Origin of the sequence: Aeromonas sp. QDB23 (assembly GCF_027707745.1) — a bacterium.
Taxonomy (GTDB): Bacteria; Pseudomonadota; Gammaproteobacteria; order Enterobacterales; family Aeromonadaceae; genus Aeromonas; species Aeromonas allosaccharophila.
The window spans coordinates 160493-184629 of the sequence record NZ_JAPCJA010000001.1; the positions used below are offsets into that span (position 1 = coordinate 160493).

24 protein-coding genes and 4 tRNA genes are annotated in these 24137 nt (G+C 61.1%); 15 read left to right on the forward strand and 13 right to left on the reverse strand.

Translation table 11 applies throughout. The features are described 5' to 3' along the window. Nucleotides 1-105: 105 nt before the first annotated feature. Nucleotides 106-1677 (forward strand): EAL domain-containing protein, encoded by a 1572-nt coding sequence (locus PG888_RS00735; RefSeq protein ID WP_270692494.1) that lies wholly within the window; start codon nucleotides 106-108, stop codon nucleotides 1675-1677. 107 nt (nucleotides 1678-1784) lie between these two features. On the opposite strand, the gene PG888_RS00740 is transcribed toward PG888_RS00735, so the two are convergent. Continuing rightward, on the reverse strand, nucleotides 1785-2534 hold the full coding sequence (locus PG888_RS00740) for a 3-oxoacyl-ACP reductase family protein (protein ID WP_182938378.1): 750 nt from the start codon (nucleotides 2532-2534) through the stop codon (nucleotides 1785-1787). Between the two features lie 175 nt (nucleotides 2535-2709). Between PG888_RS00740 and PG888_RS00745 the strand changes: the two genes are divergently transcribed. Further along, complete coding sequence (locus PG888_RS00745; protein ID WP_182938377.1) at nucleotides 2710-3633, forward strand: LysR family transcriptional regulator; 924 nt, start codon at nucleotides 2710-2712, stop codon at nucleotides 3631-3633. A gap of 71 nt (nucleotides 3634-3704) precedes the next feature. On the opposite strand, the gene PG888_RS00750 is transcribed toward PG888_RS00745, so the two are convergent. Continuing rightward, nucleotides 3705-4616, reverse strand: a complete 912-nt coding sequence (locus PG888_RS00750; RefSeq protein WP_182938376.1) for a LysR family transcriptional regulator — start codon at nucleotides 4614-4616, stop codon at nucleotides 3705-3707. A 77-nt stretch (nucleotides 4617-4693) separates the two neighbouring features. Here PG888_RS00750 and PG888_RS00755 point away from each other — a divergent pair, with 77 nt between their 5' ends. The 4 genes from PG888_RS00755 to mdtD all read left to right on the forward strand — a co-directional run bounded on the left by PG888_RS00755 (nucleotide 4694) and on the right by mdtD (nucleotide 9441). Beyond that, entirely contained in the window at nucleotides 4694-5311 is a 618-nt protein-coding gene (locus PG888_RS00755) for a LysE family translocator (RefSeq protein ID WP_042058740.1), read from the forward strand. 124 nt (nucleotides 5312-5435) lie between these two features. After that, the gene (locus tag PG888_RS00760; RefSeq protein ID WP_270692489.1) at nucleotides 5436-6830 is read left to right on the forward strand and encodes a D-arabinono-1,4-lactone oxidase; all 1395 of its coding nucleotides are present in this window, start codon (nucleotides 5436-5438) and stop codon (nucleotides 6828-6830) included. A gap of 9 nt (nucleotides 6831-6839) precedes the next feature. Continuing rightward, nucleotides 6840-7967, forward strand: coding sequence for a CobW family GTP-binding protein (locus tag PG888_RS00765; protein ID WP_270692488.1), 1128 nt, complete (start codon nucleotides 6840-6842; stop codon nucleotides 7965-7967). A 61-nt stretch (nucleotides 7968-8028) separates the two neighbouring features. Further along, nucleotides 8029-9441: a multidrug transporter subunit MdtD gene (gene mdtD, locus PG888_RS00770; RefSeq protein ID WP_270692486.1), complete on the forward strand. Its 1413-nt coding sequence runs from the start codon at nucleotides 8029-8031 to the stop codon at nucleotides 9439-9441. Here the strand turns inward: mdtD and PG888_RS00775 are convergent. The 3 genes from PG888_RS00775 to folB form a co-directional block, all read right to left on the reverse strand. Next, nucleotides 9413-9901 (reverse strand): YbaK/EbsC family protein, encoded by a 489-nt coding sequence (locus PG888_RS00775; RefSeq protein WP_270692484.1) that lies wholly within the window; start codon nucleotides 9899-9901, stop codon nucleotides 9413-9415. The genes mdtD and PG888_RS00775 overlap by 29 nt on opposite strands. Nucleotides 9902-9999: 98 nt before the next feature. Continuing rightward, complete coding sequence (gene folK, locus PG888_RS00780) at nucleotides 10000-10509, reverse strand: 2-amino-4-hydroxy-6-hydroxymethyldihydropteridine diphosphokinase (protein WP_182938371.1); 510 nt, start codon at nucleotides 10507-10509, stop codon at nucleotides 10000-10002. 52 nt (nucleotides 10510-10561) lie between these two features. Next, nucleotides 10562-10933: a dihydroneopterin aldolase gene (folB, locus tag PG888_RS00785; protein WP_075112913.1), complete on the reverse strand. Its 372-nt coding sequence runs from the start codon at nucleotides 10931-10933 to the stop codon at nucleotides 10562-10564. A gap of 157 nt (nucleotides 10934-11090) precedes the next feature. Between folB and plsY the strand changes: the two genes are divergently transcribed. The 6 genes from plsY (at nucleotide 11091) to PG888_RS00815 (ending at nucleotide 13481) form a co-directional block, all read left to right on the forward strand. Beyond that, the gene (plsY, locus tag PG888_RS00790; RefSeq protein ID WP_182938370.1) at nucleotides 11091-11753 is read left to right on the forward strand and encodes a glycerol-3-phosphate 1-O-acyltransferase PlsY; all 663 of its coding nucleotides are present in this window, start codon (nucleotides 11091-11093) and stop codon (nucleotides 11751-11753) included. A 47-nt stretch (nucleotides 11754-11800) separates the two neighbouring features. Beyond that, nucleotides 11801-11876 (forward strand) — tRNA-Phe (locus PG888_RS00795). Between the two features lie 52 nt (nucleotides 11877-11928). Continuing rightward, nucleotides 11929-12004 (forward strand) — tRNA-Thr (locus PG888_RS00800). A 3-nt stretch (nucleotides 12005-12007) separates the two neighbouring features. Then, a tRNA-Phe gene (locus PG888_RS00805) sits at nucleotides 12008-12083 on the forward strand. Nucleotides 12084-12127: 44 nt separating this feature from the next. Continuing rightward, nucleotides 12128-12203: transfer RNA gene (locus tag PG888_RS00810), tRNA-Asn, on the forward strand. 105 nt (nucleotides 12204-12308) lie between these two features. Beyond that, the gene (locus PG888_RS00815) at nucleotides 12309-13481 is read left to right on the forward strand and encodes a CD0519/CD1768 family membrane protein (RefSeq protein ID WP_042655705.1); all 1173 of its coding nucleotides are present in this window, start codon (nucleotides 12309-12311) and stop codon (nucleotides 13479-13481) included. An 85-nt stretch (nucleotides 13482-13566) separates the two neighbouring features. Here the strand turns inward: PG888_RS00815 and PG888_RS00820 are convergent, their stop codons facing one another. Further along, nucleotides 13567-13899, reverse strand: a complete 333-nt coding sequence (locus PG888_RS00820) for a hypothetical protein (RefSeq protein WP_182938369.1) — start codon at nucleotides 13897-13899, stop codon at nucleotides 13567-13569. A gap of 123 nt (nucleotides 13900-14022) precedes the next feature. Between PG888_RS00820 and PG888_RS00825 the strand changes: the two genes are divergently transcribed. Then, complete coding sequence (locus PG888_RS00825) at nucleotides 14023-14538, forward strand: ClbS/DfsB family four-helix bundle protein (RefSeq protein ID WP_182938368.1); 516 nt, start codon at nucleotides 14023-14025, stop codon at nucleotides 14536-14538. Nucleotides 14539-14650: 112 nt separating this feature from the next. Here the strand turns inward: PG888_RS00825 and PG888_RS00830 are convergent, their stop codons facing one another. Further along, a complete protein-coding gene (locus PG888_RS00830; protein WP_182938367.1) occupies nucleotides 14651-15343 on the reverse strand; it encodes a B3/B4 domain-containing protein in 693 nt (230 codons plus the stop codon). A 432-nt stretch (nucleotides 15344-15775) separates the two neighbouring features. Here PG888_RS00830 and PG888_RS00835 point away from each other — a divergent pair, with 432 nt between their 5' ends. Then, the gene (locus PG888_RS00835) at nucleotides 15776-16231 is read left to right on the forward strand and encodes a hypothetical protein (protein ID WP_182938366.1); all 456 of its coding nucleotides are present in this window, start codon (nucleotides 15776-15778) and stop codon (nucleotides 16229-16231) included. A gap of 61 nt (nucleotides 16232-16292) precedes the next feature. Here PG888_RS00835 and PG888_RS00840 read toward each other — a convergent pair whose 3' ends face one another. The 6 genes from PG888_RS00840 to argC all read right to left on the reverse strand — a co-directional run bounded on the left by PG888_RS00840 (nucleotide 16293) and on the right by argC (nucleotide 22673). After that, a complete protein-coding gene (locus tag PG888_RS00840; RefSeq protein ID WP_182938365.1) occupies nucleotides 16293-16928 on the reverse strand; it encodes an FMN-binding negative transcriptional regulator in 636 nt (211 codons plus the stop codon). A gap of 121 nt (nucleotides 16929-17049) precedes the next feature. Continuing rightward, nucleotides 17050-18432: an argininosuccinate lyase gene (gene argH / locus PG888_RS00845; RefSeq protein WP_182938364.1), complete on the reverse strand. Its 1383-nt coding sequence runs from the start codon at nucleotides 18430-18432 to the stop codon at nucleotides 17050-17052. Nucleotides 18433-18642: 210 nt separating this feature from the next. Continuing rightward, nucleotides 18643-19878, reverse strand: a complete 1236-nt coding sequence (locus PG888_RS00850) for an argininosuccinate synthase (RefSeq protein ID WP_016349361.1) — start codon at nucleotides 19876-19878, stop codon at nucleotides 18643-18645. Between the two features lie 54 nt (nucleotides 19879-19932). Then, a complete protein-coding gene (locus PG888_RS00855; RefSeq protein WP_168967995.1) occupies nucleotides 19933-20844 on the reverse strand; it encodes an ornithine carbamoyltransferase in 912 nt (303 codons plus the stop codon). A gap of 25 nt (nucleotides 20845-20869) precedes the next feature. Continuing rightward, nucleotides 20870-21649, reverse strand: a complete 780-nt coding sequence (gene argB / locus PG888_RS00860; RefSeq protein WP_270692478.1) for an acetylglutamate kinase — start codon at nucleotides 21647-21649, stop codon at nucleotides 20870-20872. Between the two features lie 16 nt (nucleotides 21650-21665). Next, nucleotides 21666-22673: an N-acetyl-gamma-glutamyl-phosphate reductase gene (argC, locus tag PG888_RS00865; protein WP_270692477.1), complete on the reverse strand. Its 1008-nt coding sequence runs from the start codon at nucleotides 22671-22673 to the stop codon at nucleotides 21666-21668. 271 nt (nucleotides 22674-22944) lie between these two features. Here argC and argE point away from each other — a divergent pair, with 271 nt between their 5' ends. Then, nucleotides 22945-24090: an acetylornithine deacetylase gene (gene argE, locus PG888_RS00870; RefSeq protein ID WP_182938360.1), complete on the forward strand. Its 1146-nt coding sequence runs from the start codon at nucleotides 22945-22947 to the stop codon at nucleotides 24088-24090. The last annotated feature ends 47 nt before the right edge of the window (nucleotides 24091-24137 follow it).

Below are 24137 nucleotides of genomic sequence, written 5' to 3' on the forward strand. Positions count from 1 at the left end.
GTTATGACCGGTCGCGAAGAAATAGTGCTCCGCTATCGGTGTGAGATGACTTCTTTTCTCTTTGGCTTGTGCGGGCTGGCCCGACGAATTGCGGCGTGGTTCTTTATGTTTTTGTTCAGGATCGATCTTTCCCGAACCCGGTTACGCTTCGGCTGCGCCTTGCTGGTCTTCGTCCTGCCACTGCTGGCGGGCGGCTGGATCATCCACAGCAACTATATGCAGGATCTGAAAGCGGATTCCAGCGCCTCGGCCCACAAGGCCAGAACCCTGCTGGAGGCGATGCTGGATCATGCGGAGCAGGCCAATCGCTCGGTATTGCCACTGGTCAATGCCCCCTGTGACGAAAACCTGCTGGTATTGCGCAAAAAGGTGGCTATCGAACCCTTTCTGCGTTCGGTCAATCTGGTGCGCGATGGCATCATCAGCTGTACCTCCCTGTTCGGCGCGGTGAGTGATGCCGATGACATGTCGCTCTATACCGGCAACAAGCTGTTGCTGATGAGTGGCAATCGGGTGCGGCAGAATCACCCGTTGATAGTGGTGCGAACCGAACAGGGCAGGAATGCTGCATTGAGCGCCATCGACAGCACCCAGCTCAGCTTCATGCTCTCTCTGAGTGGCAAGTCCAGTGCCCTCTATCTGCAGGTGGGGTCAGCCTGGCTCGACGCGTCGGGTCGCTATCTCAATGAAGCGCCCACCCTGCATCGCAGAACCAGTCTCGCCCTCGGCTCATTCCATTATCCTTTCACCATTCACGCCGGTTATGCCATGCCGGTCTACTGGAAGTCGCTGTGGGACGCCAGGCATCAGGCGCTGCTGTGGTTGGCCGCAACCTCTACGCTGCTGGCCTGGCTGGTGTGGTGGGTGCTGGGGCGCCCCGGTTCGCCAACGGATGAGCTGCGACGCGCCTTGCGAGCCAAGGAGTTTGTTCCCTATCTGCAGCCGCTGATTGCCAGCCACGATGGCAAGATGATGGGGGCAGAGGTGCTGATGCGCTGGCAACATGCCAATGAAGGGGTGATCCGGCCCGACCTCTTTATCCCGCAAGCGGAAGAGTCGGGACTGATCGTTCCCATGACCACCCATATCATGAAGCTGGTAGCTACACGGTTGAATCGGGTTCAGGCGCAGTTGCCCGATGGCTTTCATATCAGCTTCAACATCAGCGCGGCCCATTGCCACGATTTTGCCCTGTTGGCCGAGTGCCGCACCTTCCTCGGCCACTTTGCGCCGGGCAAGGTAGTTCTGGTGCTGGAGCTGACCGAGCGGGAGCTGCTGATGTCCGATCCCCAGACTCTCTCCCTGTTTCGCCAGCTGGACGAGATGGGGGTCAAACTGGCCATCGACGACTTCGGCACCGGCCACTCCAGCCTGGCTTACCTGCAGCAGTTTCATGTGGATTACCTCAAGATCGACAAATCCTTTATCGCCCGCATCGGTACCGAGTCGCTCTCGGAGCATATCGTGGACAACGTGATCGACCTGGCGACCCGACTCGGACTGGCGCTGGTGGCGGAAGGGGTGGAGACCGAACGTCAGGCTGACTACCTCAGGGCCAAGGGGGTCGATTATCTGCAGGGCTACCTGTTTGCCCGCCCGATGCCGCTGCGCCAGTTTTGCGAGGAGCTGCTGGCGCAGGAGGCCTCGCCAGTCGAGGGGCGGCTTGAGCCAGCCTGAATCCGCCTTGCCACTGTAGCCGCATAGCGACCTGTGCCGCCGCAACTTGTCCTGTTATCAAGCCCCGGCAAGCGCAGGGGCTTTTTTGTGTAGCCAAAAACCAAGGGTCAGGCAGAGAAACCGCCATCAATAGTCAGGCTGGCGCCGGTGATATAGCCCGCTTCGGGCCCTGCCAGATAGGCGACGAAGCTGGCAATCTCCTCATCCTTGCCGTAACGGGCCAGCGCTATCATCCCCTTGAGCTGCGCCGCCGATTCCCCGTCAGCCGGGTTCATATCGGTATCGACCGGGCCTGGCTGCACGTTGTTCACTGTGATGCCACGCGGGCCCAGATCCCGTGCCATGCCCTTGGTCAAGCCGACCAGTGCCGATTTGCTCATGGCGTAGACAGCCCCTCCCGCCATGGGGATGCGGTCAGCGTTGGTGCTGCCGATGTTGATGATGCGCCCCCCATTGCCCATATGATGGGCCGCCTCTTGGCAGGCCACAAACACGCTGCGGATGTTGACCGCCAGGGTGCGATCGAGATCGTCCAGGGTCATCTCTTCAATGTTGCCCCATACCAGCACCCCGGCGTTGTTGACCAGGATGTCCAGTCGACCAAAGGTAGTGACGGTTTGGCGGATGGCGTGCTGAACGGCCACGGCATCTGCGCTGTCGGCCCGGATGGCCAGCGCTTTGCCGCCAGCGGCTGTGATGGTCGCGACTATCTCCTCTGCCTTGCTGGTCGAGGAAACGTAGGTGAAGGCCACGGCGGCACCGTCGCGAGCGAGGCGTTTTACAATGGTGGCGCCGATGCCGCGCGAACCACCTTGTACGAAGGCAACTTGTCCACTGAGGGGTTTAACGGTCAACATCTGGTCTCTCCTGTCTGGTGATAAAACAACGTCTGAGCGAGTCGGGAACTAAGGCTCTCTGGGTCACCCCAAGCCAGGGATGGCGTTGAATGAACCTGTTTACAGTGTGATTGATTCCTTGGGATTGATTAAGTAGCTATTATTCCAATCTCTATTTCCCTCAAGGACCGAGTCGATGGCAGAGCAGGACCCTTTTCTGAGCGTCAGACACTTTGTCGCCGTGGCGCAGGCGGGCAGTTTTACCGCCGCCGCATTGGCGCTGGGGCTGACCGGTTCGGCGTTGAGCAAGAGCATAGTGCGGCTGGAGGCGCGACTGGGGGTCAAGCTGTTGCACAGAACAACCCGTCGGGTGAGCCTGACCCTGGAGGGGGAGGCATATCTGGCCAGCTGTCTCCAGGCCATCCAGGTGCTGGAGGAGACGGAACAGAGCTTTGCATCAGGAAAACAGAGCCCGTCGGGGCGCGTGCGCATCGATCTGCCCGCTGCGTTTGGCCGCAGGCATGTGCTGCCGATCCTGCTGGAACTGGCGGGCAAGCATCCACAGCTGGATCTGTCGGTGAGCTTCAACGAGCGCAAGGTTGATCTCATTGAGGCCAACATCGATCTGGTGGTGCGGATTGGCGCGCTGGAAGATCAGGCCGATCTCGTTGCTCGCCGCCTGGGGGAGCAGCAGCTGGTCATCTGCGGGGCGCCCGCCTATCTGGCACGGCGTGGGGTTCCCCTTACCCCGGATGAGTTGTCACGGCACGACTGCATCATCGACTGGCGCTCTGGACATCGTCATAGCTGGCTGCTCCGCAACGGGGCGGGGAAAATGGAAGATTACGATATCCCGGTACGCTACGAGATGGGGGATGGCGAAGCCGTACGAGCAGCGGCGCTGGCTGGTCTTGGGCTGGTTCAGGTACCGACCTGGCTGGTCAGGGAGCAGCTGGACTCGGGAGCGCTGGTCTGTGTGCTTCATGACCAGTCTGGTGGCGAGATGCCGATCAATGTTATCTGGGCCAGGAGTCAGCACATGCCGCTCAAGGTGCGTATCGTGGTCGATGCCTTGTTGCTGGCGGCGCAAGCGCGTGGCAGTGGTTTTCGGGCCCGCTGAATCTGTGTCGTCACTGTCCAGCGGCCACACGCGAGGCAGGGACGCGGGTTGGGCCCGAGAGGTGTCGTGACCTATTTGCTCAGGGATTGCAGCCAGTTCGCCAGCTTTTCATGGGGGCTGCCGGGAATGGGCGGCGCGGGGGCGAGCAGGTGATAGCCGGTGCCATCCGGGATGAATCCTAGCGGGGCGGCCAGCAGGCCGGCGGCGACATCGTCGCACACCAGCCGGTAGGGGCCGATGGCGATGCCAAGGCCCGCCACGGCGGCCTGCAGGCTGAAGTAAAAGTGTTCGAAGGTCTGGGTCGGCGCCTCATCGCTTGCACTCAGTCCGGCCTGTTCCAGCCAGCTTTGCCAGGCGGCGGGACGGGTCTTGGTGTGCAGGCGGGGGGCAGAGGGGCGCAGCGCTGGCAGCCCTCCTTGTGGCTCGAAAAACTGCGCCACCTTGCCCGGCTGACAGACTGGCCCGGTCTGCTCCTCAAACAGCAGCTGGCTGTAAAGGTCATCAGGCCAGTGAAAGTCGTTGCGCCGAATGGCGAGGTCTATGCCGTTGCCAAAGCTGAGGGCGCCACCGCCCGCCATCAGATGCACGTCCAGCTCGGGGTGCAGGGCTTGAAAGGCGGGCCAGCGCGGGATCAGCCAGCGCATCAGCAGGGTGGGTTCGCAGGAGATGACCAGCGACTGGGGGCGACTTTGTTGGCGCAGTGACTGTGCTGTCTGGCGGATGCCACCTAAACCCTCTCTGACAGCCTGATAGAGCTGCTCGCCCGCCTCGGTCAGAAAAACCCTGCGCTGGCGGCGTTCGAACAGCATGACCCCCAGATCCTCTTCAAGCAGGCGTACAGCACGGCTGACGGCACCGTGGGTGAGGTGCAGCTCATCGGCGGCGCGGCTGAAGTGCTCGGTGCGGGCCGCCACCTCGAAACAGCGCAGTGCCGTCAGGGAGGGGAGGGAGAGGTCTTTCTGTGACTTATTATCACCATTCATGTCAGAAGTTATCGTTCGTTATTGGTGTTTATGCCAAATAAAATAGCCGATATCTCTCTACATCAGGACTCTTTTTCATGACCGAACTGTTAGCCGTAGTGGCCATTACCTTCTTTGCTGTCATCAGCCCGGGGCCCGATTTTGCCATGGTGTCGCGCAACAGCCTGCTGCTCTCCCGTCGCACCGGCGTGCTGACGGCGCTCGGCATTGCAGCCGGGGTCTGTGTTCATGTGACCTACACCCTGCTCGGGGTGGGCCTGCTGATCCAGCAGTCGCTCTGGTTGTTCAACCTCATCAAGCTGGCGGGGGCCGCCTACCTGATCTTCCTCGGCATCAAAATGCTGCGCGCCAAACCGACGACAGATGAGGTGCTGGTCGCTCAGCCAGCCCTCTCCAGCCTGGGGGCGCTGCGCACCGGTTTTCTGACCAATGTGCTCAACCCCAAGACCACCATCTTCATCGTCAGCCTGTTTATGCAGGTGGTGCAGCCGCAGACGTCGCTGGCGGTTCAGCTCGGTTATGGCGCCTTCATCGTGCTGGCCCACGCCGTCTGGTTCAGCGCAGTGGCGATCTTCTTCTCCACCGACTCGGTGCGGGGTCGGCTGTTGGCGGTGCGCCACTGGATCGATCGGGTGTTTGGCGGGCTGCTGGTAGGATTCGGCATGCTGCTGGCACTGACCCAGCAGACGCGTTGAAGCTCGGGGAGAGACCTTCTCCCCTATTCCCCCTCTAGTGCAGGGGCTTGTTTTCTATGCCTTGTGGCTCGCTTTTCGGTAGAATCAGCGCTCATTTTGACGTCAGTAAAAGATGAGGCGCGGTATGACGGTTCAGTTCCAGGCATTTCACAGCATCAAGGCGATCGGTAATCGGGAGGTGCTGTTCAACTGGTCGAGAACCAATCCCCTCGGGGCGCTGGATCAGGTGTGGCGCCCGAAAAGCCGCGACCAGTTGCAAGCGCTGCTGCGGGAACACCCCGAGCGCAAGCTGCGCCTTATCGGCTCCGGCCTCTCTTTTGAACCCATTCACAGCGTCTATGCCGAGGGCAGTCAGGCGCTGCTGGTGGACTTGCACCACCTGCGCGGCCAGCTGGCGAAAACTGCCGATACCGTCACCTATCAGGCGGGGACGCCGCTCGACATCGTCTACGGCGATCTTATCGCCATGGAGCGGATGTTGCCCGCATCCCCCGGCGTTATCGGTATCCAGACTCTGGGCGGTGCCCTCAGCACCGGCACCCACGGTCAGGGACTGCACCAGTCAGCCCTGTGCGATGCGGTGGAGGCCCTGACGGTGATGCTGGCCAGCGGCGAGATTATTCGGGTGGATCGCACTGACCCGCGCTTCGGCGCCTTCGTGATGGGGATGGGGATGCTCGGCATCCTGCTCGACGTCACCTTGCGTACCGTGCCGAATCGCATCATGCGTTGCACCAAGTTCACCACCGATTACCCCTTCCTCCTGGAGCACAACGAGCGGCTCAACCGCGAGCATGGCTTCGTGAAGAGCTGGTGGTTTGCCTGGACCGGCGAGAGCCACATCTGGCTGGTGGATCCCGCCTCCGATGACGAGGTGGCCCGCTACCGTGCTGGCGGCAGCGAGCCGCTGCTGCTGGATGGCGATATCGACGCCCGCATGAACGCCACCATTGATGCCACCCTGCAGAAGATGGCGAAAGATACCAAGGATGAGGCGCTGGCCGGCGAGCACTTCGAGACGGTGCGTCGCTTCAAGGATGCCTCCGATCTGGTGGGCAACGTCTACCAGATCCTCTGCAAGGGGATCCCGGCGCCCCAGATCAACTGCGAAGTAGCGGTGCCGCTGCATCGCATGAATGAGGCGCTGGAGACCCTGCAGGCGTGGCAACAGGCCAACCCGGGCGTGTTGCACTACCCCTTTATCCTGCGCTGTACCGGCCCTTCCGAGGCCTGGCTCAGCGCCGCTTATGGCCAGTCAGTCTGCTGGATCGGTTTTCTGGTCTATCTGGCGGCGGATGGCACTTTTGTCAACGGTTCCATGGAGCAGATGCGCGAGCTGCAGCAACTGCTGGCACCGCTTGGCGGCATCCCCCATTTCGGCAAACATCTGGCGATGGATCTCTACGACTTCCCGGCCCTGCTGCCGCGCTGGAACAACTTCGTGGCGTTGAAAGCCGAGCTCGACCCCCATGGCCGCTTTGAAAACCGCTGGCTAAGCGACCTGTTTGCCAACCGGTAAGGACTCGACATGACCGATATGCAAGACACTCGTATCCCCGTGACCCTGCTGACCGGCTTTCTCGGCAGCGGCAAGACCACCTTGCTCAACCACTGGGTCAAGCAGCCCGAGCTCGGCGAGTGCGCCGTGCTGATCAACGAGTTCGGCTCGGTGGGGCTGGATCACCATCTGGTGCAGCAGGTGGATGAGCAGGTGATGCTGCTCGACTCCGGCTGCATCTGCTGCTCGGTACAGGGCTCTCTGGTGGAGGCGTTGCAGGGGCTGTTTATGAAGGCCATCCAGCGCAAAATCAAACCGTTCAAGCGGCTGATTATCGAGACCACAGGTCTGGCAGATCCGGCCCCCGTGCTATTTACCCTGCGCGAAGAGGGCTTTATCGCCCAGCGCTACCGCTTCGATGGCACCGTCACCGTGGTGGATGCCGGTCATATCGAGCAGCAGTTGGCTGCCCAGTATGAGGCGGTGAAACAAGTGGCTCTGGCGGATCTGCTGGTGGTGAGCAAGGGGGATCTGGTGGATGGCGAACAGCTGGTGCGGGTCGAAGCCCAGCTGGCGGCCCTCAATCCGGCGGCCCCGATCCAGCAGGTGACCAATGGCGAACTGTCGCCAGCGGTGCTGGAGAAGCTCGGCGCCTACAACGAAGCGGCCGGGCGCGATGTGCGTCAGCTGCTGGCCTGGCTGCGCACCGAATCCCCCAAGCAGGGGCTGGCGTCACCGATGCAACCGAAGATGCAACCATTTGCCGCCAAGGTGGGCACTGCGGCGCCGACCCACTTCGAGCATGGCAACATCGAGAGTTTCTCTTTGCGCATCGGCGAGCCGCTCAAGCCCTCTCGCCTGTTGGCCGCCATCGATGCGGTGCAGGCGCAATATGGCGATGCCCTGCTGCGGCTCAAGGGGATCTTGCAGCTGGAAGGGGAGAGTCAGCCGGTGGTGATCCACGGCGTCCACGGCCAGCTCTATCCGTTGCAGGCGCTGGGCGACTGGCCGGAGGGCAAGGCTCAGTCCCGGCTGGTGTTTATCGTGAAAAGTCAGGACAAGGCGGGGATAGAGCAACTCTTTATGGAGACCCTCAGGGCTCCCGAGCCCACTCTGGAAGAGCGGCTCAAAGCCATGCTCGGCCAGCCGGACGCCTGACATGCTGATATGACCCGCTTTCGTGCGGGTCATTTTTTATCTGAAGAGGAGGTAGCAGCTCATGCCAGATAGCACAAACATGGTGACTCCCGCCCAGCGCAAGTGGCTGCCCCTGCTGGCGGCGGTCGGTTTCTTTATGCAGGCGCTGGATGGCACCATCCTCAACACCGCCCTGCCCAGCATGGCCGAGACATTGGGGGAGAGCCCGCTGCAGATGCAGTCGGTGATCATCGCCTACATGCTGACGGTGGCGTTGCTGATCCCGGCCTCCGGCTGGCTGGCTGATAGATTCGGCACCCGCCGCATCTATCTGGCCGCCATCTCGCTCTTTACCCTCGGCTCGCTCGCCTGCGCCGCCTCCAATTCGCTCTCCATGCTGGTGGCCGCCCGGGTGCTTCAGGGGATTGGCGGTGCGCTGCTGATGCCGGTGGGGCGGTTGGCGGTGCTGCGGGTCTATGACAAGCATGAGCTGCTGCGGGTGATGTCGTTTGTTACCATCCCTGGGCTGCTCGGTCCGTTGATGGGGCCGGCGCTCGGTGGCTGGCTGGTGGAAGTGGCGAGCTGGCACTGGGTGTTTCTCATCAACCTGCCGGTGGGGTTGCTCGGTTTTATCGCCAGCTGGCACTTTATGCCGGAGCTGCGGCAGCAGACCGCCCGGTTCGACTGGCAGGGCTTTGTGATGTTCAGCGTCGGCATGGTGCTGGTGTCGGTCGGTTTGCAGGGGCTGGGGGAGCACAGCATCTCCACTGGTTGGGCGCTGTTTGCACTGATCTTCGGCTTGGCGGCGATGGCGAGCTACTGGCTCTATGCCGCCAATGCACAGCAGCCGCTCTTTAGCCTGAACCTGTTCAAGACCACCACCTTTGCCATCGGCATCTGGGGCAACCTGTTTGCCCGCCTCGGCAGCGGTGCCATGCCGTTCCTCACCCCGCTCTTTCTGCAACTGGGGCTCGGCTTCTCCCCGAGCAAGGCGGGGATGACCATGATCCCGACGGTGCTGGGCGCCATGCTGACCAAGACGCTGGTGAACAAACTCATTCCCAGAGTGGGTTATCGCCGGATCCTGATTGGCAACACCCTGCTGCTCGGCGCCATGATCGCCAGCTTCTACTTTATCGACAACCAGCTTCCCTATGGCGTGCTGCTGGGCTGGCTGGCGATCTTTGGCGCCATCAACTCGCTGCAGTTCTCCGCCATGAACACTCTCACGCTGCAAGATCTCAGCCCGACCCTGGCCAGCAGCGGCAACGGCCTGCTCTCGGTGGTGATGCAGCTCTCCATGAGCTTGGGGGTGGCGATTGCCGCCAGCCTGCTCGGGCTCTTCTCGGCGGGTACCTCAGCGGCCAACGGCCAGTGGCTGGCCGGGTTCCACCTTACCTACCTCTGTGTCGGGCTGCTCTCCATGCTGGCGGCGCTGATCTTCGCCCAGCTGGCGCGCGATGGGGCTACGCCGTCGGCGAGGGCAGATAGCTGACCTCGCAGGGGAGCTGCGCCAGTACCTCGGCCAGATGCTCGGTCGCCAGCAGAAAGGTCTGCTCCGGGTGGCCCGGAGTCCAGGTGAAGGCGGTGTGGTTGAGCAGTTGCGGATCCACCAGTAGCGGAATATCGGCACGGGGCAGGAAGGGGCAGACCGCTCCCGGCAGGCAGCCAATCTCCGCCTGCATCTCTTCGGCGGTGCAGATGGAGGGCTTGGCACCGAGTGCGGCCTTGACCGCCTTGTTGTCGAGCCGTCCCTCCCTGTGGGTCAGCAGCAGGGCGAAGCGGCCATCCTTGAACTTGAGAAACAGGGTCTTGCTGAACTCCGCCTGCCAGCCGAGGCGGGCTTTGACCTTTTCGTCGGTGGCGTAGTCGAGGATGGGCTCATGTTCGAAGCGCTGGTGGGGCAGTTCGGTCAACAGCTGGCAGTTGAAATGGTGAATGGTATCGAGTTGCATGGGGTTCTCCTGTCGTGGGCGCTATCCTGCCACTCTCGCAGGGTCAGGCCCTCTTATCCGCTATAAACGACAAGGGCGCCGTGAGGCGCCCTTGTCGATCAGTGATGCTGCAATTCGCACGCTTCCCAGTGAAAGGGAATGGGGCACAGCTGCTGTGAGGCCTTGTCATAGGCCTGCCAAAGCTCGCCCATGGTGCGACCATCGATGGGGTGGCACAGGGTGGGGGCCAGCTCGGCCAGCGGCCACAGCACGAAGGCGTTGGTGAGCACTTCACCGCGCGGCAACACCAGCGGGGTGTCGCAGACCAGATCGCCATAGAGCAGCAGATCGAGATCCAGGGTGCGCGGGGCGAACTTCTTGGCATCTGGCTCGCGGCCGTGGGCGAACTCCATGGCCCGCAGTCGCTGGCAGACGGTGGCCAGCGGCAGGTCGGTCTCGGCAGCCGCTACCAGGTTGTAGAAGGGGCGGCCGTTGAAGCCGACCGCTTCGCTTTCGAATACCCGAGAGACCCGCAGCTCGCCAAACTCGGCATGCAGGGCATCGAGTCCGGCACGAATATGGCGATCCCGCTCGATGTTGGAGCCCAGGCTAATATAGATGCGGGTCATGCGGTGCTCCCTGTCATCGGGTTGGCGCCCGGACGGATATAGAGGGTGGCCATCAGTTGCTGCTCGCGGCAGGCGTGCGATGGCGCAGGATCTCTACGCCGACCCCGGCGGCATTGGGCACGGCGCCCGGCTTGGTGAGGGTCACCTTGACCCACTGCACCCGCTCATCGGTCAGCACCAGCATGGCAACCTGCTCGGCCATGGTCTCGACCAGCTCGACGACCTTACCGGTGACATGCTCGCAAATCTTGTTGGAGAGGTCGGCATAATCCAGTGCCAGATTGATGTCGTCGGTTGCTGCCGCGGGGCGGTTGTCGAACCCCATCTCGAGGTCAAAACGGAGCTTTTGGCGAATGCCCTTCTCCCACTCATATACACCGATGGTGGTCAAAACTTCGAGTCCGCGAATAAACACCTTGTCCATGACTGTACTTCTTCTTTACTCTTGATGGGCTGTGATGACAGCGCAGGGATGCTGGCCGGGCAACAGGCTTGCCGAGGCGCTCTGGGTGGGCATGGGCCCATGCCAGCGTATGTGGCCCGCATCATACCCCATTCATATCGTGGTAAAAACGACCAAGATGACGGCCCTGACGATTTTGATGATTATTCTGGCCTACCTGGGTGGTTCACTATCCAGTGCTGTGCTGGTCTCCCGCTGCACCGGTCTGCCCGACCCGCGGGATCATGGCTCCCACAATCCGGGGGCAACCAATGTGCTGCGCCTCGGTGGCCGGATGGCGGCGCTGGTGGTGCTGCTGCTCGATGTGCTCAAGGGCACTGTGCCCGTCTATCTCGCCTGGTATCTGCAGATCAAACCCGTCTACCTCGGCTTTATCGGGGTCGCCGCCTGCCTCGGCCATATGTATCCCATCTTCTTTCATTTTCGCGGTGGCAAAGGGGTCGCCACCGCTCTGGGGACCATGATGCCCATCGGCTTCACCATGGGGGGCGCCGTGATTGGCACCTGGCTGCTGGTGCTGCTGGTGAGCGGCTACTCCTCGCTGGCCTCCATCATTACCGTGCTGCTGACGCCGCTCTTTACCTACCTGCTCAAACCCGAATACACCCTGCCAGTCTCGCTGCTCTCCTGCCTTATCCTGATCCGCCATCACGAGAACATCTCCCGCCTGCTCAAGGGAGAGGAACCCAGAGTCTGGGGGCGAAAACGCGTGGCCTGTGCCGATGAAGTGGCAGAAATGGGCGATGTTGCGCAAAAAAGAGACGAACGAGACAAAAAGTGAAATTTCCCGTTGACCATCCGGCTTAAAATCCGTTTAATAGCGCCCACGCCCAGATAGCTCAGTCGGTAGAGCAGGGGATTGAAAATCCCCGTGTCGGCGGTTCGATTCCGTCTCTGGGCACCAATTTTGGTGCCATGAAATAAAAAATCTGTTCATGCACAATGGTTTAAAGTGTGCCGGCTTAGCTCAGTAGGTAGAGCAACTGACTTGTAATCAGTAGGTCACCAGTTCGATTCCGGTAGCCGGCACCATTTGCCCAGATAGCTCAGTCGGTAGAGCAGGGGATTGAAAATCCCCGTGTCGGCGGTTCGATTCCGTCTCTGGGCACCAATTAAGGTTGATGAGATAGCGATATCTGGTCTCCGAAGTACAATTCCTCCTTAGTTCAGTCGGTAGAACGGCGGACTGTTAATCCGTATGTCACTGGTTCAAGTCCAGTAGGAGGAGCCAATTCAAAAAGCCCTTGTCGCAAGACAAGGGCTTTTTTCTATTGGGCCCAGCCCGTTTACAACCATAAAAACAACCACACACGCACAGATGAACCGCAGGATAGATATGGAAAATCATGTAGTTATAGAGTCAAAGGGGCGACTTGCCGCCATTCGGGACTGGCTGGAGCCGGTGCTGGTGCTGCTTATTCTCGGCAGCCTGTTCGGTTACCTCGGCAGCCAGATGGGCCTCTCGGCCATGGTCAATACCCTGTTCAACACCGCCCACCAGCTGCTGCTCAATACAGTGCTCTTTATCATGGGGATCACGGTGCTCTCTGGTGCCCTGAGCCAGCTCTTGAGCGAGTTCGGGGTGATCCGTCTGCTGGAGGTACTGCTGGCCCCGCTGATGAAGCCGGTGTTTCGTCTGCCCGGTCGCACCGCGCTGGCGGCGCTGATGACTTTCTTCTCCGACAACCCGGCGGTGATCAGCCTCGCCAAGGACAGCCGCTTTCGCAAAGGCTTTACCCCCTGGCAGCTGGTGTCGCTGACCAACTTCGGCACCGCCTTTGGCATGGGGCTGATCGTGGTCACTTTTATGGCCACCCTGCAGCTGCCGAGCGGTGAATCCACCGCCAGCGCGGCGCTGATCGGGTTACTCGGCGCTCTGGTCGGCTCGGTGGTCTCTACCCGACTGATGCAGCGGATGATCCGCCCCTTGGTGGGGGAAGTGCTGATCGATGAGCAACCAGCGGGCAACGGCCCCAAGGTCGGGGTGACCAAAGAGGCCGCTCCCGGCTGGCTGCGGATCCTCAACTCCCTGCTCGATGGTGGCAAATCCGGCGTGGAGCTGGGGATGGCGGTGATCCCCGGGGTGCTGATCATCAGCACCTTCGTGATGCTGCTGACCTTCGGCCCGGGTGACAAGGGGTATACCGGTGAAGCATTCCAGGGGGTTGCCCTGCTGCCGGTGCTGGCTGCCAAGGTAAGCTGGCTGTTTGACCTGCTGTTTGGTTTCAAGCAGCCGGAGCTGGTCGCCTTCCCGGCCACCTCGCTCGGTGCGGTCGGTGCCGCCATGTCGCTGGTGCCTCCCTTTATCGCCAAGGGGTGGATCACCGGTAACGAGGTCGCGGTGTTTACCGCCATGGGGATGTGCTGGAGCGGCTTCCTGAGCACCCATACTGCCATGCTTGATGCCCTCGGCTATCGCCACCTCACCTCCCGCGCCATTGTCGCCCACACCATCGGCGGCCTGTGTGCCGGGGTGGCCGCTCACCAGCTCTATATGCTGCTGGGCTGAGCAGGGTTCAGATACGGATACAAAAAGAGGCTCTTCGGAGCCTCTTTGCATTTCTCCCTGCCGGTTCTGTTCACGGGCATACCAATCACCCTTGTGGCGTGATGCCCTGCACCTTCAACCAGAATCGCTCCTGACAGTGGTTGTGAAACAGCTTGCTGGCCGGAGTGATGGGGATGGGACTGGCGATGACCCGATAGCTGATCCAGCACTCGGCGCAAAGCTGCTGCGATGGCGCTTCGTCCTGCTCGGTTTGCTGGCGGATGACGACCCCATTGGCAAACCAGCTGGTGGTTATCTGGTGCCGGATCACAGTGCCGCTCTCATCATGCTCGCTATAGTGTTCACTCTCTTGGCGGGTGAGGGTGACGGGGCTCGCCTGTCGATGAATGGCCCTGATATAGCTGATTAGTTGATTCATTGCCGATCTTGCCGTGATGGTTGGCCTGCACTGGATGAGCTGCACAGAATGGAAGAGAGTTAGCGTAGCGCGCTGTCTTGGCTGCGGCAATTGCCTCGGCTGCGCCGCAAGCGGGGGGGATCAATGGGAATTCCGCAAAACAAAGCCGAGCTGCTGCTCGCGATCGATACCAATTTCGGCAAGCTGTTCAAGGCGTTGCAGGCCGTCCCCGCGAGCCGGGTGCGGGAGCCGACCCTGGCAGGTCACAGCAAGGGAGGCACCATGAGCGTCGCCAATCTGCTGGCCTACCTTATCGGCTGGAACGAACTGCTGATCAAGTGGATCGAGCGGGATGAGGCGGGTCTGCCGGTTGATTTTCCCGAGACCGGTTTTAAGTGGAACGAGCTGGGCGGGCTGGCCCAAAAGTTCTATCGGGATTACGAGGGGCTCTGCTATCCGGCGTTGTTGCAGCGGTTGGCTGCCGCCAGAGGGCACATCATCGAACTGGTTGAGGCGCGCAGCGACCAGCAGCTGTATGGCTGCCTCTGGTATGAGAAGTGGACGTTGGGGCGGATGATCCAGTTCAATAGCGCCTCCCCCTATCTCAACGCCAACGGGCGACTGCGCAAGTGGTTGAAGGGGTGTGGTATTCGGATATGAATGTCCCCAAAGCGGCATGTGGCCATGCTGCTGGGCTGAGCAGGATGAAAGAGAGAGGGGCGCTGCGGCGCCCCTCTCTGTATCTGCTGACGAAACGCGTCTGCTCTCCGGTTTATTCGATATGGCCGATAAGGCACTGCGTGATCACCGCCTCCGGCATCATCTCCCTCAGTCCTGCAATCAGCCTATTTCCTGCTTCTTGCAGGGCGGCCAGCGGCATCTCGGGCAGGCTCTCCAGAATGAACCACATCTGGCCCGAATCGACACTTAGTCGGGTGCGCACCCCCTGCCGCCAGTTCCAGCGCCGACAGGTGACCCCCTTGTCATCCCGCCAGACCACCTCGCCGGGTTCCGGAGATTCGTGGGCGGGTTCGCCCCCTTTCATGGTATCGAACTGCTCACTGCCATCGGCCACCACCAGTCGCGGCAGCCCCTCATAGGCGCGCAGGTTTTCGCCCCCGACCGGAATGGCGTAGCGGATGCTAATGGCATTGTAGAGATCGACCACGGGATCGATGGTGGGCAGGTTGCCATCGCGGGCGACCCGTTTTCTCAGGGCCTCGGCGGAACAGGGAGTCCGCTGCGGCTTGGCGCCGAACGTTCTGAACAGATCGCCCCAGGCGGCGAGGTGCGCCTCTGCCCACGGCACATCGGCGGTCAGCATGGCGCTGCAGGCTTCATCAAGAGCGCGCGCCCCCACGTTCGGGTCAACCACGGTCGCGGCCTGTACCGTGATGCTCAGGGCGCGAAAGCCGGGGGCCAGTTGGCTGACTTCGGGGGAGATATGAGGGGTAATCAGTGACATAACGACTCCAGAATCGAAAGAGGCGAGGGGGAGCGGCTGCCGGACAGCATAGCGGCAACGGCAAATCCGGTTTGAGAGCCATCATGCGCGAACATGTTAAATAAGAAAATTTACATGTTCTTAATGGTCATAAGCTTCATGAATGAAAAATGGTGCGCTCGCGGGGGTGGCTGGCGTGGAGCATAAGGAAATTCCGCCGCTTCCGGTTTGCTCCGGCAATGCCCCTTTGCCGCGCTGATCAGCAGCGGCAGCCGCTGGCCGCCCGGCTCTCTCCTGATACTCGCAATGGTCATGCCCAGGCACGAGGCAGCTATTCAAATCGCTCGACGGCTCAATGAGTTGGCTATTGTTGGTGTTTTTTTCATCGTTCTGGCCCCGCTTATGCACTCCTTCTCACATCACCACCAAGGGCTGCCGTCGCGGAGAGATATCATGATCAGTACCCTGCTTCCCCTTGCCTCTATCGCCCTCAAGCTGGGCAGTCAGCTGCTCGGCAGCAGTAGCAAACCTGAGCCTGTGCAACAAACCGTGCAGGAGGAGCGCCTGCCGCCGACCGTCCAGAGCCTGTTCCAGCGGCTGGGAGTCAAGGATGCCAATAGCGAGCATAACCGCGCTGCCATCAACCACTTTATGGGTGAGCTGATGCAGACTCTGGGGCAGGAGAATGGCGGCCAATCCCTCCCTGCCGCCATCGATAGCGCCCGCAACCAGCTGGCGAGCGGTACCCAGAGTACCCGCCTCGATGCGCTGCAAAGTGAACTTGATACCCTTAAGGGTACCCTTGGTGCCAGCGACCTCAATCTCGATCAGCTGCTCGGCGCCTTTAAACAGACTCTGCCCAATGGCAAGGGGGAGGGGGTTGGCAAACTGCTCAATGCCAGCGCCTGAACGGCGGTGAGCAATAAAAAACGCAACCTCGGGTTGCCGTTTCTGTTTGTGGTTTAACACGTTATGGGCGAGGTGATGGCGGGTTCTCCATATCGCAGGCTACTTCTACCAGCCCTCTAGCGTGCAAGGCGTGAGCTGCACCTTGGCGATCCGCTTCATCCTTGTTCTGGCCCAGTTTGAATTTGCCAACCAGCCGCTCTATCTCGATTTCAATGCCGACAACGGCCTGCACCATGGTTTCCATATATTCTCTCGGCGCATCCGCCATCTTCCATGGCGAGGGTTCCCCGGCTTCATGGGTTCGGGTCAGATTGGCCAGTAAACGGCGGATAAAACGAGCATCATCACGAATGCTGATGCGGCCGTGAGCATGCACCACGCTGTAGTTCCAGGTCGGCACCTGCTTGTGATGATCATGCTTGCTCGGATACCAGCTAGGGGAGATATAGGCATCTGCAGCCTTGAAGATCACCAGTACTTCGTCCCCATCCTTGGCCTCTTGCCAGAGCGGATTGTTGCGTGCGACATGGGCACGCAAGACTCCCTGCCCTCCGGTTTCCTTAGCAAACTCGAATGGCAGATGGTTGGCATCCAGCCCCTGTGAGCCGTGGGTGATCAGAGCACCTAGCGGATGTGCTTGCATCAGTTGATGCAGGGCCTCGGGGTCATCGGTGGCGAAATGAGGTGGCAGATACATGCAGATTCCTTCTATCGAGCGCTGACATCCATTCAACAACTACAGGCATCCAGTCAGCGGGACAAGCCGTTTCTGGCGCAAAAAAAAGAGGGCTGATGCCCTCTCTCTGCGTTAACGGTGATTAGCTGCGTTTTGCCAGCCAGGTTTCGGCGGCGGTGAGGGCTGCCTCTACCTGTTCGCGGGCGACACCGCCTTTGGCGACTCGCTTGGCGAGGGTCGCTTCCAGCTCCAGATTGGGGTAGACGTCGAACTCGATCACCGGGCTGAAGCGTTGGAATTCGCCGATGGAGAGCTCCTCCAGCGGGCGACCCACGCTGATGGCGAATACCACGGTTTCGCCGACGATATGGTGCGCTTCACGGAACGGAATTCCTTTGGCTACCAGATAGTCCGCCAGCTCGGTGGCGTTGGCGTAGCCGCCCTGCGCGGCCACCATGGTGCGCTCGCCGTTCACTTTCAGATCGATCAGCACCAGCGCCGCCATATCGAGGCAGTCGTGCCAGGTGTCGAGGGCATCGAACAGCCCTTCCTTGTCTTCCTGCATGTCCTTGTTGTAGGCCAGCGGCAGCGCCTTGAGGCTCATCAGCATGCCCATCTGGGCGCCGACCACCCGGCCGGTCTTGCCACGGATCAGCTCCAGCGCATCCGGGTTTTTCTTCTGCGGCATCAGGGAGGAGCCTGAGGTCACCGCGTCGGAGAGCTCGACAAAGCCCGCCTCGCCGGTGTTGTAGAAGATCAGGTCTTCGGCAAAGCGCGACAGGTGGGTCATGGAGAGGGACGCCACGTGCATCAGCTCCACCACGTGATCCCGATCGGAGACCGAATCCAGACTGTTGCGGGTGGCGCCACCAAAGCCCATGTCGAGCGCCAGCGCTTCGCGGTCGATGGCGTAGGCGGTGCCCGCCAGCGCGCCGCAGCCGAGCGGGCTGGTGTCGAGCCGCTTGAGGGCATCCTGCAGTCGGGAGTAGTCCCGCTCCAGCATCTCCACATAGGCCAGCGCCCAGTGGGCGAAGGTGACCGGCTGGGCCCGCTGCAGGTGGGTGTAACCCGGCAGCACCGCGGCCTGATTGGCGCGGGCGGAGGCCACCAGCCCCTGCTGCAGGGCGGTGATGGAGCCGAGCAGCAGCTCCCCCTGCGCCTTGCACCAGAGTTTCAGGTCGGTGGCGACCTGATCGTTGCGCGAGCGGCCGGTGTGTAGCTTCTTGCCGAGATCGCCGACTGCGGCAATCAGCTGGCTCTCGACCCAGGAGTGGATATCTTCGGCATCCGAACTCAGGATCTGCTGGGGATCCTGCTGCACCGAGGCGAGCAGCACCTCCATCGCCTGTTGCAGTTTGCCCTGCTCATCGGCGGTCAACACGCCCACCTTGACCAGCGCTTTGGCCCAGGCCATGGAGCCCTGAATATCCTGCTCCGCCAGCCGGTAATCGAACCGCAGCGAATCGTTGAACTGCTTGAACCGGCTATCGGCTCCCTGACTGAAGCGTCCACCCCAAAGTGCCATACTGCTCTCCTTGAATGCGTTGTCGGCGGCGCCCTGGCCACCGAGCTTGAAATCGTGCCCTGTTTTTCTGCGAGTCTGTTATCTCGCAGAAGCGGCCGGGGCGCTGCCGCTCTTGTCACACCCGCCGATGATGGGTCAGGGGCTATGCCCTCGGCCTATAGAAGAGGGGGCCATGCCCCCTCAACGGAATCAACGGGTTATTGCGCTTGCTTAGCCGTGAGTGTGATCGCCACCGATGGCCTGATGCTGCTCCTTCATGGCGCGGATCCGGCTCGCCAGGGTGTAGAGACGGATGAAACCTTCGGCATGGCTCTGGTCGTACACTTCGTCGGCGCCGAAGGTGGCGAAGTCTTCGGAGTAGAGGCTGTTCGGCGACTTCTTCTGCACCGCGGTGACCTGACCCTTGTACATCTTCAGCACCACTTCACCGTCGAGATCTTCGGCAATGGCGTTGGCAGAGGCGACAATGGCCTTGCACAGCGGGGTGAACCAGCGACCGTCATAGACCAGGTGGGAGAACTCGGCACCCAGCTTTTCCCGCCAGGCGCGGGTCGGGCGATCCAAGACCAGCTCTTCCACGGCGCGCAGCGCGGCGACCATCACGGTACCACCCGGGGTCTCGTAGCAGCCACGGGACTTCATGCCCACCATCCGGTTTTCGGTGATGTCGATGCGGCCCACGCCGTGCTTGCCGGCACGCTCGTTCAGGGTCATCAGGATCTGGTGCGGGCTGAGCGGCTGGTCGTCAACGGCCACCACTTCACCCTGGGCCACGGTCAGCTTGACGTACTCCGGCTGATCCGGTGCCTGCTCGGCGGGCACGGTCCACTGCCAGACCGCTTCGGACGGCTCGTTCCAGGTGCTCTCCAGCTCGCCACCCTCGGTGGAGATATGCCAGGCGTTGGCATCACGGCTGTAGATCTTCTTCAGGGTCGCCTTGCAGGGGATGTTGCGGGTCTCCAGGTAGGCCAGCAGATCTTCCCGGGAGCGCATGTCCCACAGACGCCAGGGGGCAATCACTTTCAGCTGGGGCGCCAGCGCGGCGACCGCACCTTCGAAACGCACCTGATCGTTGCCCTTGCCGGTGCAACCGTGGGAGATGGCATCGGCCCCTTCCGCCAGCGCGGCCTCGACCATCGCCTTGGCGATCACCGGACGGGCCATGGAGGTACCCAGCAGGTAGGTGCCCTCATAGACGGCGCCGGTCTTCAGGGTCGGGTAGACGTACTCTTTGACGAACTCTTCCCGCAGATCCTTGACGATGCACTTGGTGGCGCCGGAGGCGATGGCTTTTTGCTCGATCCCTTCCAGATCGTCACGCTCCTGACCGACGTCGGCGACGAAGGCGATGATCTCCGCATCATAGTTTTCCTTCAGCCAGGGAATGATGGCCGAGGTATCCAGTCCGCCCGAGTAAGCCAGTACGATCTTGTTGATTCCGCTCATTTACTTCTCTCCATGATGATTCGATAAAAGGGTGTTATTTGGGGTCGGTTGCCGTCATTTGTGCCCAAGCAGGGTCAGCAGTACGGCGTTCTGGATATGCATCCGGTTTTCTGCCTCGTCCATGATGAGGGAGCCAGGCCCATCCATGACCTGAGAGGTGATCTCCAGCTCCCGATGCGCCGGCTGGCAGTGCAGCACGTGCTGGATGCCGGTGCGGTCGAGCAGGGCCTGGTTGATCTGATAAGGCATAAAGATATCTTTTACCTGCTCCATTGGCGTGTTGTCACCCATGGAGACCCAGGTATCCGTGTAGGCCACGTCAAACCCTTCGATGGCCGCCACGTCGTCGCTGATGTGGATGGTCGCACCAGACTGGGCCGCCAGCGCCTGGGCCTGCAGGAAGATCTGGGTATCCGGGCCGTGGCCTTTCGGGCAGACCAGGGTCACGTCGGTGCCGAGGGTCGCCCCCAGCAGCAGCAGGGAGTGGCTGACGTTGTTGCCATCGCCGAGATAGGCCAGCTTCACCTTGGACAGATCGCCGTAGTGTTCGCTAATGGTCATGAAGTCGGCCAGCCCCTGGCAGGGGTGGTAGAGGTTGCACAGGCTGTTCACCACCGGCACGGAGCCGTGCTCCGCCAGCTCGACCAGAGTCTGGTGATCGAACACCCGAGCGACGATGGCATCACACCAGCGCGACAGGTTGGCGGCGAAATCCTTCACCGACTCCCGCTTGCCCAGCGCGCCGTTCTGCTGATCCAGATAGACGCTGTGGCCGCCCAGCTTGGCGATGCCGATGTCGAAGGTGACCCGGGTGCGCAGGGAGGGTTTCTCGAACAGGGTCACCACGCTCTTGCCCGCCAGTGCCTGACCGTATTTTTTCGGATCGGCCTTGACCGCTTTGCCCAGGGCGATCAGCGCCTCAATCTGGGCCTTGCTTAAATCGCTGTCTTTCAGAAGATGTTGCATCGGATATTCCTTGTTCCGGTGGAGATCAGAGGGTGACCTGGGTGCCGACCGCACCGCCAGCCAGCAGCTTGAGCAGCTGATCCGGGTAGCGCCAGCTGGCGACGCAGACCGGTTTGCCCAGGGTCTCGGCGGCATGCAGGGCGGCTTTCACCTTGACCGCCATGCCGTCGCTGATCACCCCCTTCTCCATCAGATCCAGCGCGGTCACTTTGTCGAGCTGGGGCACCAGCTTGCCCTTGCCATCCAGGATGCCGCTCACGTCGGAGAGCATTACCAGATCGGCACCGAGCGCCTCGGCAATGGCGGTGGCCGCCTGATCCGCATTGACGTTCATCAGCTGCCCCTCGGCGGTGATGCCGATGGAGCTCACCACTGGCAGGAAGCCCTGACCGAGGATCCCCGCCACCAGCGCCGGGTTGCCTGGCTTGCACTCGCCGACGGCACCGAGATCCGGGTCGAGCTGGGTCACCTGACACAGGCCGCCATCCGCCAGACAAAGCCCCACCGCCGGAATGCCGGTGGCGATTGCCTTGGCCATCATCTGCTTGTTGGCCGTACCCGCCAGCGCCCCGGCAATAAAGGGGATCTGCTCGAACGGGGTCACCCGCAGGCCACTCTTCTTGGTGGAGGTAAGACCCAGCCCCTTGAGCAGGTCATCCACCAGACAGCCACCGCCGTGTACCAGCACCAGCGGACGGTGCTGATCGTCGAGAAAGGTTTTGAGGGTGGCGAACAGGGCGGTCAGCGCCTCGTCGTTCTCGATAAGGGCGCCGCCCAGCTTGATTACCAGAGTTTGCTTGTCCATATCTCTCAATCCTTCCTTAAATCAGGCCGGTGGCCGGTTCAAAACCAAATTTGATATTTATGCACTGCATCGCTTGCGAGGCGGCGCCCTTGAGCAGGTTGTCGATGGCCGAGACCACCACCAGCATGTTGCCCTGCTGTTGCCAGGCGATGTCGCAGTAAGGGGTGCCCGCTACGCCACGGATGGAGGGCATCTGGCCGCTGAGGCGCACCAGCGGCTTGCCTTCGTAGGCCTTGAGGAAGGCCTGATCCACCTGGGTAGGGGTCACGCCGTCAGCCAGTTGCACATAGATGGTGGCCAGGATGCCGCGCACATAGTTGCCAAGGTGGGGCTGGAACAGCACCTCCTTGCCGAGGTGGTGGCTGATCTCCGGCTGGTGTCTGTGATTGAAGGTGCCGTAGGGGTTGAGGCTCACTTCGCAGAAGCTGGTGTTGATGGCCGCCTTGCGACCGGCGCCGGAAACCCCGGAGACGGCGTTGATGATCGGCTGCCACCCCTTGGCAATCAGCCCATCCTGCTGCAGCGGCTTGAGAGCGCAGAGGGAGGCGGTCGGGTAGCAGCCGGGCACCGCAATCAGCTGGGCGGTGGCAATGGCATCGCTGTTCCACTCCGCCAGACCATAGACGGCCTGATCCAGCCACTGTTCGCTGTCGTGGGTGAAGCCGTAGAAGCTGTCGTAAAAGCCCTGATCCTTGACCCGGAAGGCGCCGGAGAGATCAAACACCGGCAGACCCTTGGCGAGAAACTTGGGTGCCAGCTCGGCGCTCACCTCGTGGGCGGTGGCCAGCAGTACCAGATCGGCCTGGGTCAGGATCCGGGTCATGCCGTCGTCGTCCAGCGGCAGCAGCGGCTGATCGAGGGCACCGACCCACTGGGGATGCAGGGAAGAGAACCGCTTGTGGGCATCCTGACTGCCGGCGGAGACATAGAGGCCGAACAGTTTGAGTTGTGGATGGTTCTGTACCAGTGCGGCCAGTTCGGCTCCCGCGTAGCCACTGGCACCGACGATAACGGTGTTAAGCATGTTGAATATTCCAAGTCAGAGTTCGAGATTCACAGCATGACGCTGCAGTGCACAAGGGGGTTCGATCGCCCCTTTGCACGAGTGCGGAGGGGCAATTCAGGCGGGGGTGTGTCGTCGGTTATAGATCAGGTGACAGAACATTAACTTTCCCTTACAACTAGAAGCCTTTGTTGATGAGCCAGATATTCAGGTAAAATTACAGAATATTCATGCACTCACTTTGCATTTGTATTTTCTAACAGAAACATTCCGGGGACGCAAGGAGCAGCTGATGGCCAATCTGGATTTTTTTTCACTCTATAAGAATATTATTGCGATTCCCTCTATCAGTAGCACGGATACCAAGTGGGACCAGAGTAACGAGGCGGTGATCCGGCTGCTGGCCGACTGGTTTACCCAGCTCGGCTTTCAATGCGAGGTAACGGCGCTGCCGGAGCTGCCCGGCAAGTTCAATCTGGTGGCGACGATCGGTCAGGGGGAGGGCGGTCTGCTGCTGGCGGGCCACACCGATACGGTGCCGTTCGATGAGGGGGGCTGGAGCAAGGATCCCTTCAAGGTGACCGAAGAGGGCAACCGCCTCTATGGCCTCGGCACCATCGATATGAAGGGCTTCTTCGCCTTTATCGTCGAGGCACTGAAAGAGATTGACCTCAAGACGCTCAGCAAGCCGCTGCGCATTCTCGCGACTGCCGACGAAGAGACCACCATGGCGGGGGCTCGCGCCATTGCCGCGGCGGCCGAGCTGAAACCCGACTACGCCGTGATTGGCGAGCCGACCGGACTGGTGCCGGTGGTGGCCCACAAGGGGCATATGTCGGAGGCGATCCGCATTACCGGCAAGAGCGGTCACAGCTCGGATCCCGCCAACGGCGTCAACGCCATGGAGATCATGCACAAGGCGATGGGGCAGGTGCTGCGCTTGCAGCAGGATCTGAAAGATCGCTACGCTGACCACCGCTTTGCCGTGCCACAGCCGACCCTGAACCTTGGTTACATTCAGGGGGGCGACAGCCCGAACCGCATCTGCGGCTGCTGCGAGCTGCATATCGATCTGCGACCCACTCCGCAGGTGGGACCGGATGAGCTGATGGGCATGCTCAAAGAGGCGCTGTCGCCCATCGAAATTCACCAACCCGGCTGCCTGCATCTGCAACATCTGCATGAGCCTATTCCTGCTTACGCCTGTGCCGACGACTCTGTGCTGGTGCGGGAGGCTGAGAAGGCGAGCGGCCGCGCCGCCGAGTCGGTCAACTACTGCACCGAGGCGCCGTTTATCCAGCAGCTTGGCTGCGAGACCATAGTGCTGGGCCCCGGTCATATCACCCAGGCGCATCAGCCTGACGAGTATCTCGACCTCTCGTTCGTCAAGCCGACCACCTCGGTGTTGCAGCACTTGATCAGACGTTTTTGCCTGTAGCGGCGGCGATGAAAGGGGCGTAAAACTGTAAGTAAGTTACATAACAA

Bases quoted from the DNA above. Each gene is read 5' to 3' on its own strand.
- PG888_RS00735 (WP_270692494.1), top strand. From the start codon at position 106: ATGTTTTTGTTCAGGATCGATCTTTCCCGAACCCGGTTACGCTTCGGC.
- PG888_RS00740 (WP_182938378.1), bottom strand. From the start codon at position 2,534: ATGTTGACCGTTAAACCCCTCAGTGGACAAGTTGCCTTCGTACAAGGT.
- PG888_RS00745 (WP_182938377.1), top strand. From the start codon at position 2,710: ATGGCAGAGCAGGACCCTTTTCTGAGCGTCAGACACTTTGTCGCCGTG.
- PG888_RS00750 (WP_182938376.1), bottom strand. From the start codon at position 4,616: ATGAATGGTGATAATAAGTCACAGAAAGACCTCTCCCTCCCCTCCCTG.
- PG888_RS00755 (WP_042058740.1), top strand. From the start codon at position 4,694: ATGACCGAACTGTTAGCCGTAGTGGCCATTACCTTCTTTGCTGTCATC.
- PG888_RS00760 (WP_270692489.1), top strand. From the start codon at position 5,436: ATGACGGTTCAGTTCCAGGCATTTCACAGCATCAAGGCGATCGGTAAT.
- PG888_RS00765 (WP_270692488.1), top strand. From the start codon at position 6,840: ATGACCGATATGCAAGACACTCGTATCCCCGTGACCCTGCTGACCGGC.
- mdtD (WP_270692486.1), top strand. From the start codon at position 8,029: ATGCCAGATAGCACAAACATGGTGACTCCCGCCCAGCGCAAGTGGCTG.
- PG888_RS00775 (WP_270692484.1), bottom strand. From the start codon at position 9,901: ATGCAACTCGATACCATTCACCATTTCAACTGCCAGCTGTTGACCGAA.
- folK (WP_182938371.1), bottom strand. From the start codon at position 10,509: ATGACCCGCATCTATATTAGCCTGGGCTCCAACATCGAGCGGGATCGC.
- folB (WP_075112913.1), bottom strand. From the start codon at position 10,933: ATGGACAAGGTGTTTATTCGCGGACTCGAAGTTTTGACCACCATCGGT.
- plsY (WP_182938370.1), top strand. From the start codon at position 11,091: ATGACGGCCCTGACGATTTTGATGATTATTCTGGCCTACCTGGGTGGT.
- PG888_RS00815 (WP_042655705.1), top strand. From the start codon at position 12,309: ATGGAAAATCATGTAGTTATAGAGTCAAAGGGGCGACTTGCCGCCATT.
- PG888_RS00820 (WP_182938369.1), bottom strand. From the start codon at position 13,899: ATGAATCAACTAATCAGCTATATCAGGGCCATTCATCGACAGGCGAGC.
- PG888_RS00825 (WP_182938368.1), top strand. From the start codon at position 14,023: ATGGGAATTCCGCAAAACAAAGCCGAGCTGCTGCTCGCGATCGATACC.
- PG888_RS00830 (WP_182938367.1), bottom strand. From the start codon at position 15,343: ATGTCACTGATTACCCCTCATATCTCCCCCGAAGTCAGCCAACTGGCC.
- PG888_RS00835 (WP_182938366.1), top strand. From the start codon at position 15,776: ATGATCAGTACCCTGCTTCCCCTTGCCTCTATCGCCCTCAAGCTGGGC.
- PG888_RS00840 (WP_182938365.1), bottom strand. From the start codon at position 16,928: ATGTATCTGCCACCTCATTTCGCCACCGATGACCCCGAGGCCCTGCAT.
- argH (WP_182938364.1), bottom strand. From the start codon at position 18,432: ATGGCACTTTGGGGTGGACGCTTCAGTCAGGGAGCCGATAGCCGGTTC.
- PG888_RS00850 (WP_016349361.1), bottom strand. From the start codon at position 19,878: ATGAGCGGAATCAACAAGATCGTACTGGCTTACTCGGGCGGACTGGAT.
- PG888_RS00855 (WP_168967995.1), bottom strand. From the start codon at position 20,844: ATGCAACATCTTCTGAAAGACAGCGATTTAAGCAAGGCCCAGATTGAG.
- argB (WP_270692478.1), bottom strand. From the start codon at position 21,649: ATGGACAAGCAAACTCTGGTAATCAAGCTGGGCGGCGCCCTTATCGAG.
- argC (WP_270692477.1), bottom strand. From the start codon at position 22,673: ATGCTTAACACCGTTATCGTCGGTGCCAGTGGCTACGCGGGAGCCGAA.
- argE (WP_182938360.1), top strand. From the start codon at position 22,945: ATGGCCAATCTGGATTTTTTTTCACTCTATAAGAATATTATTGCGATT.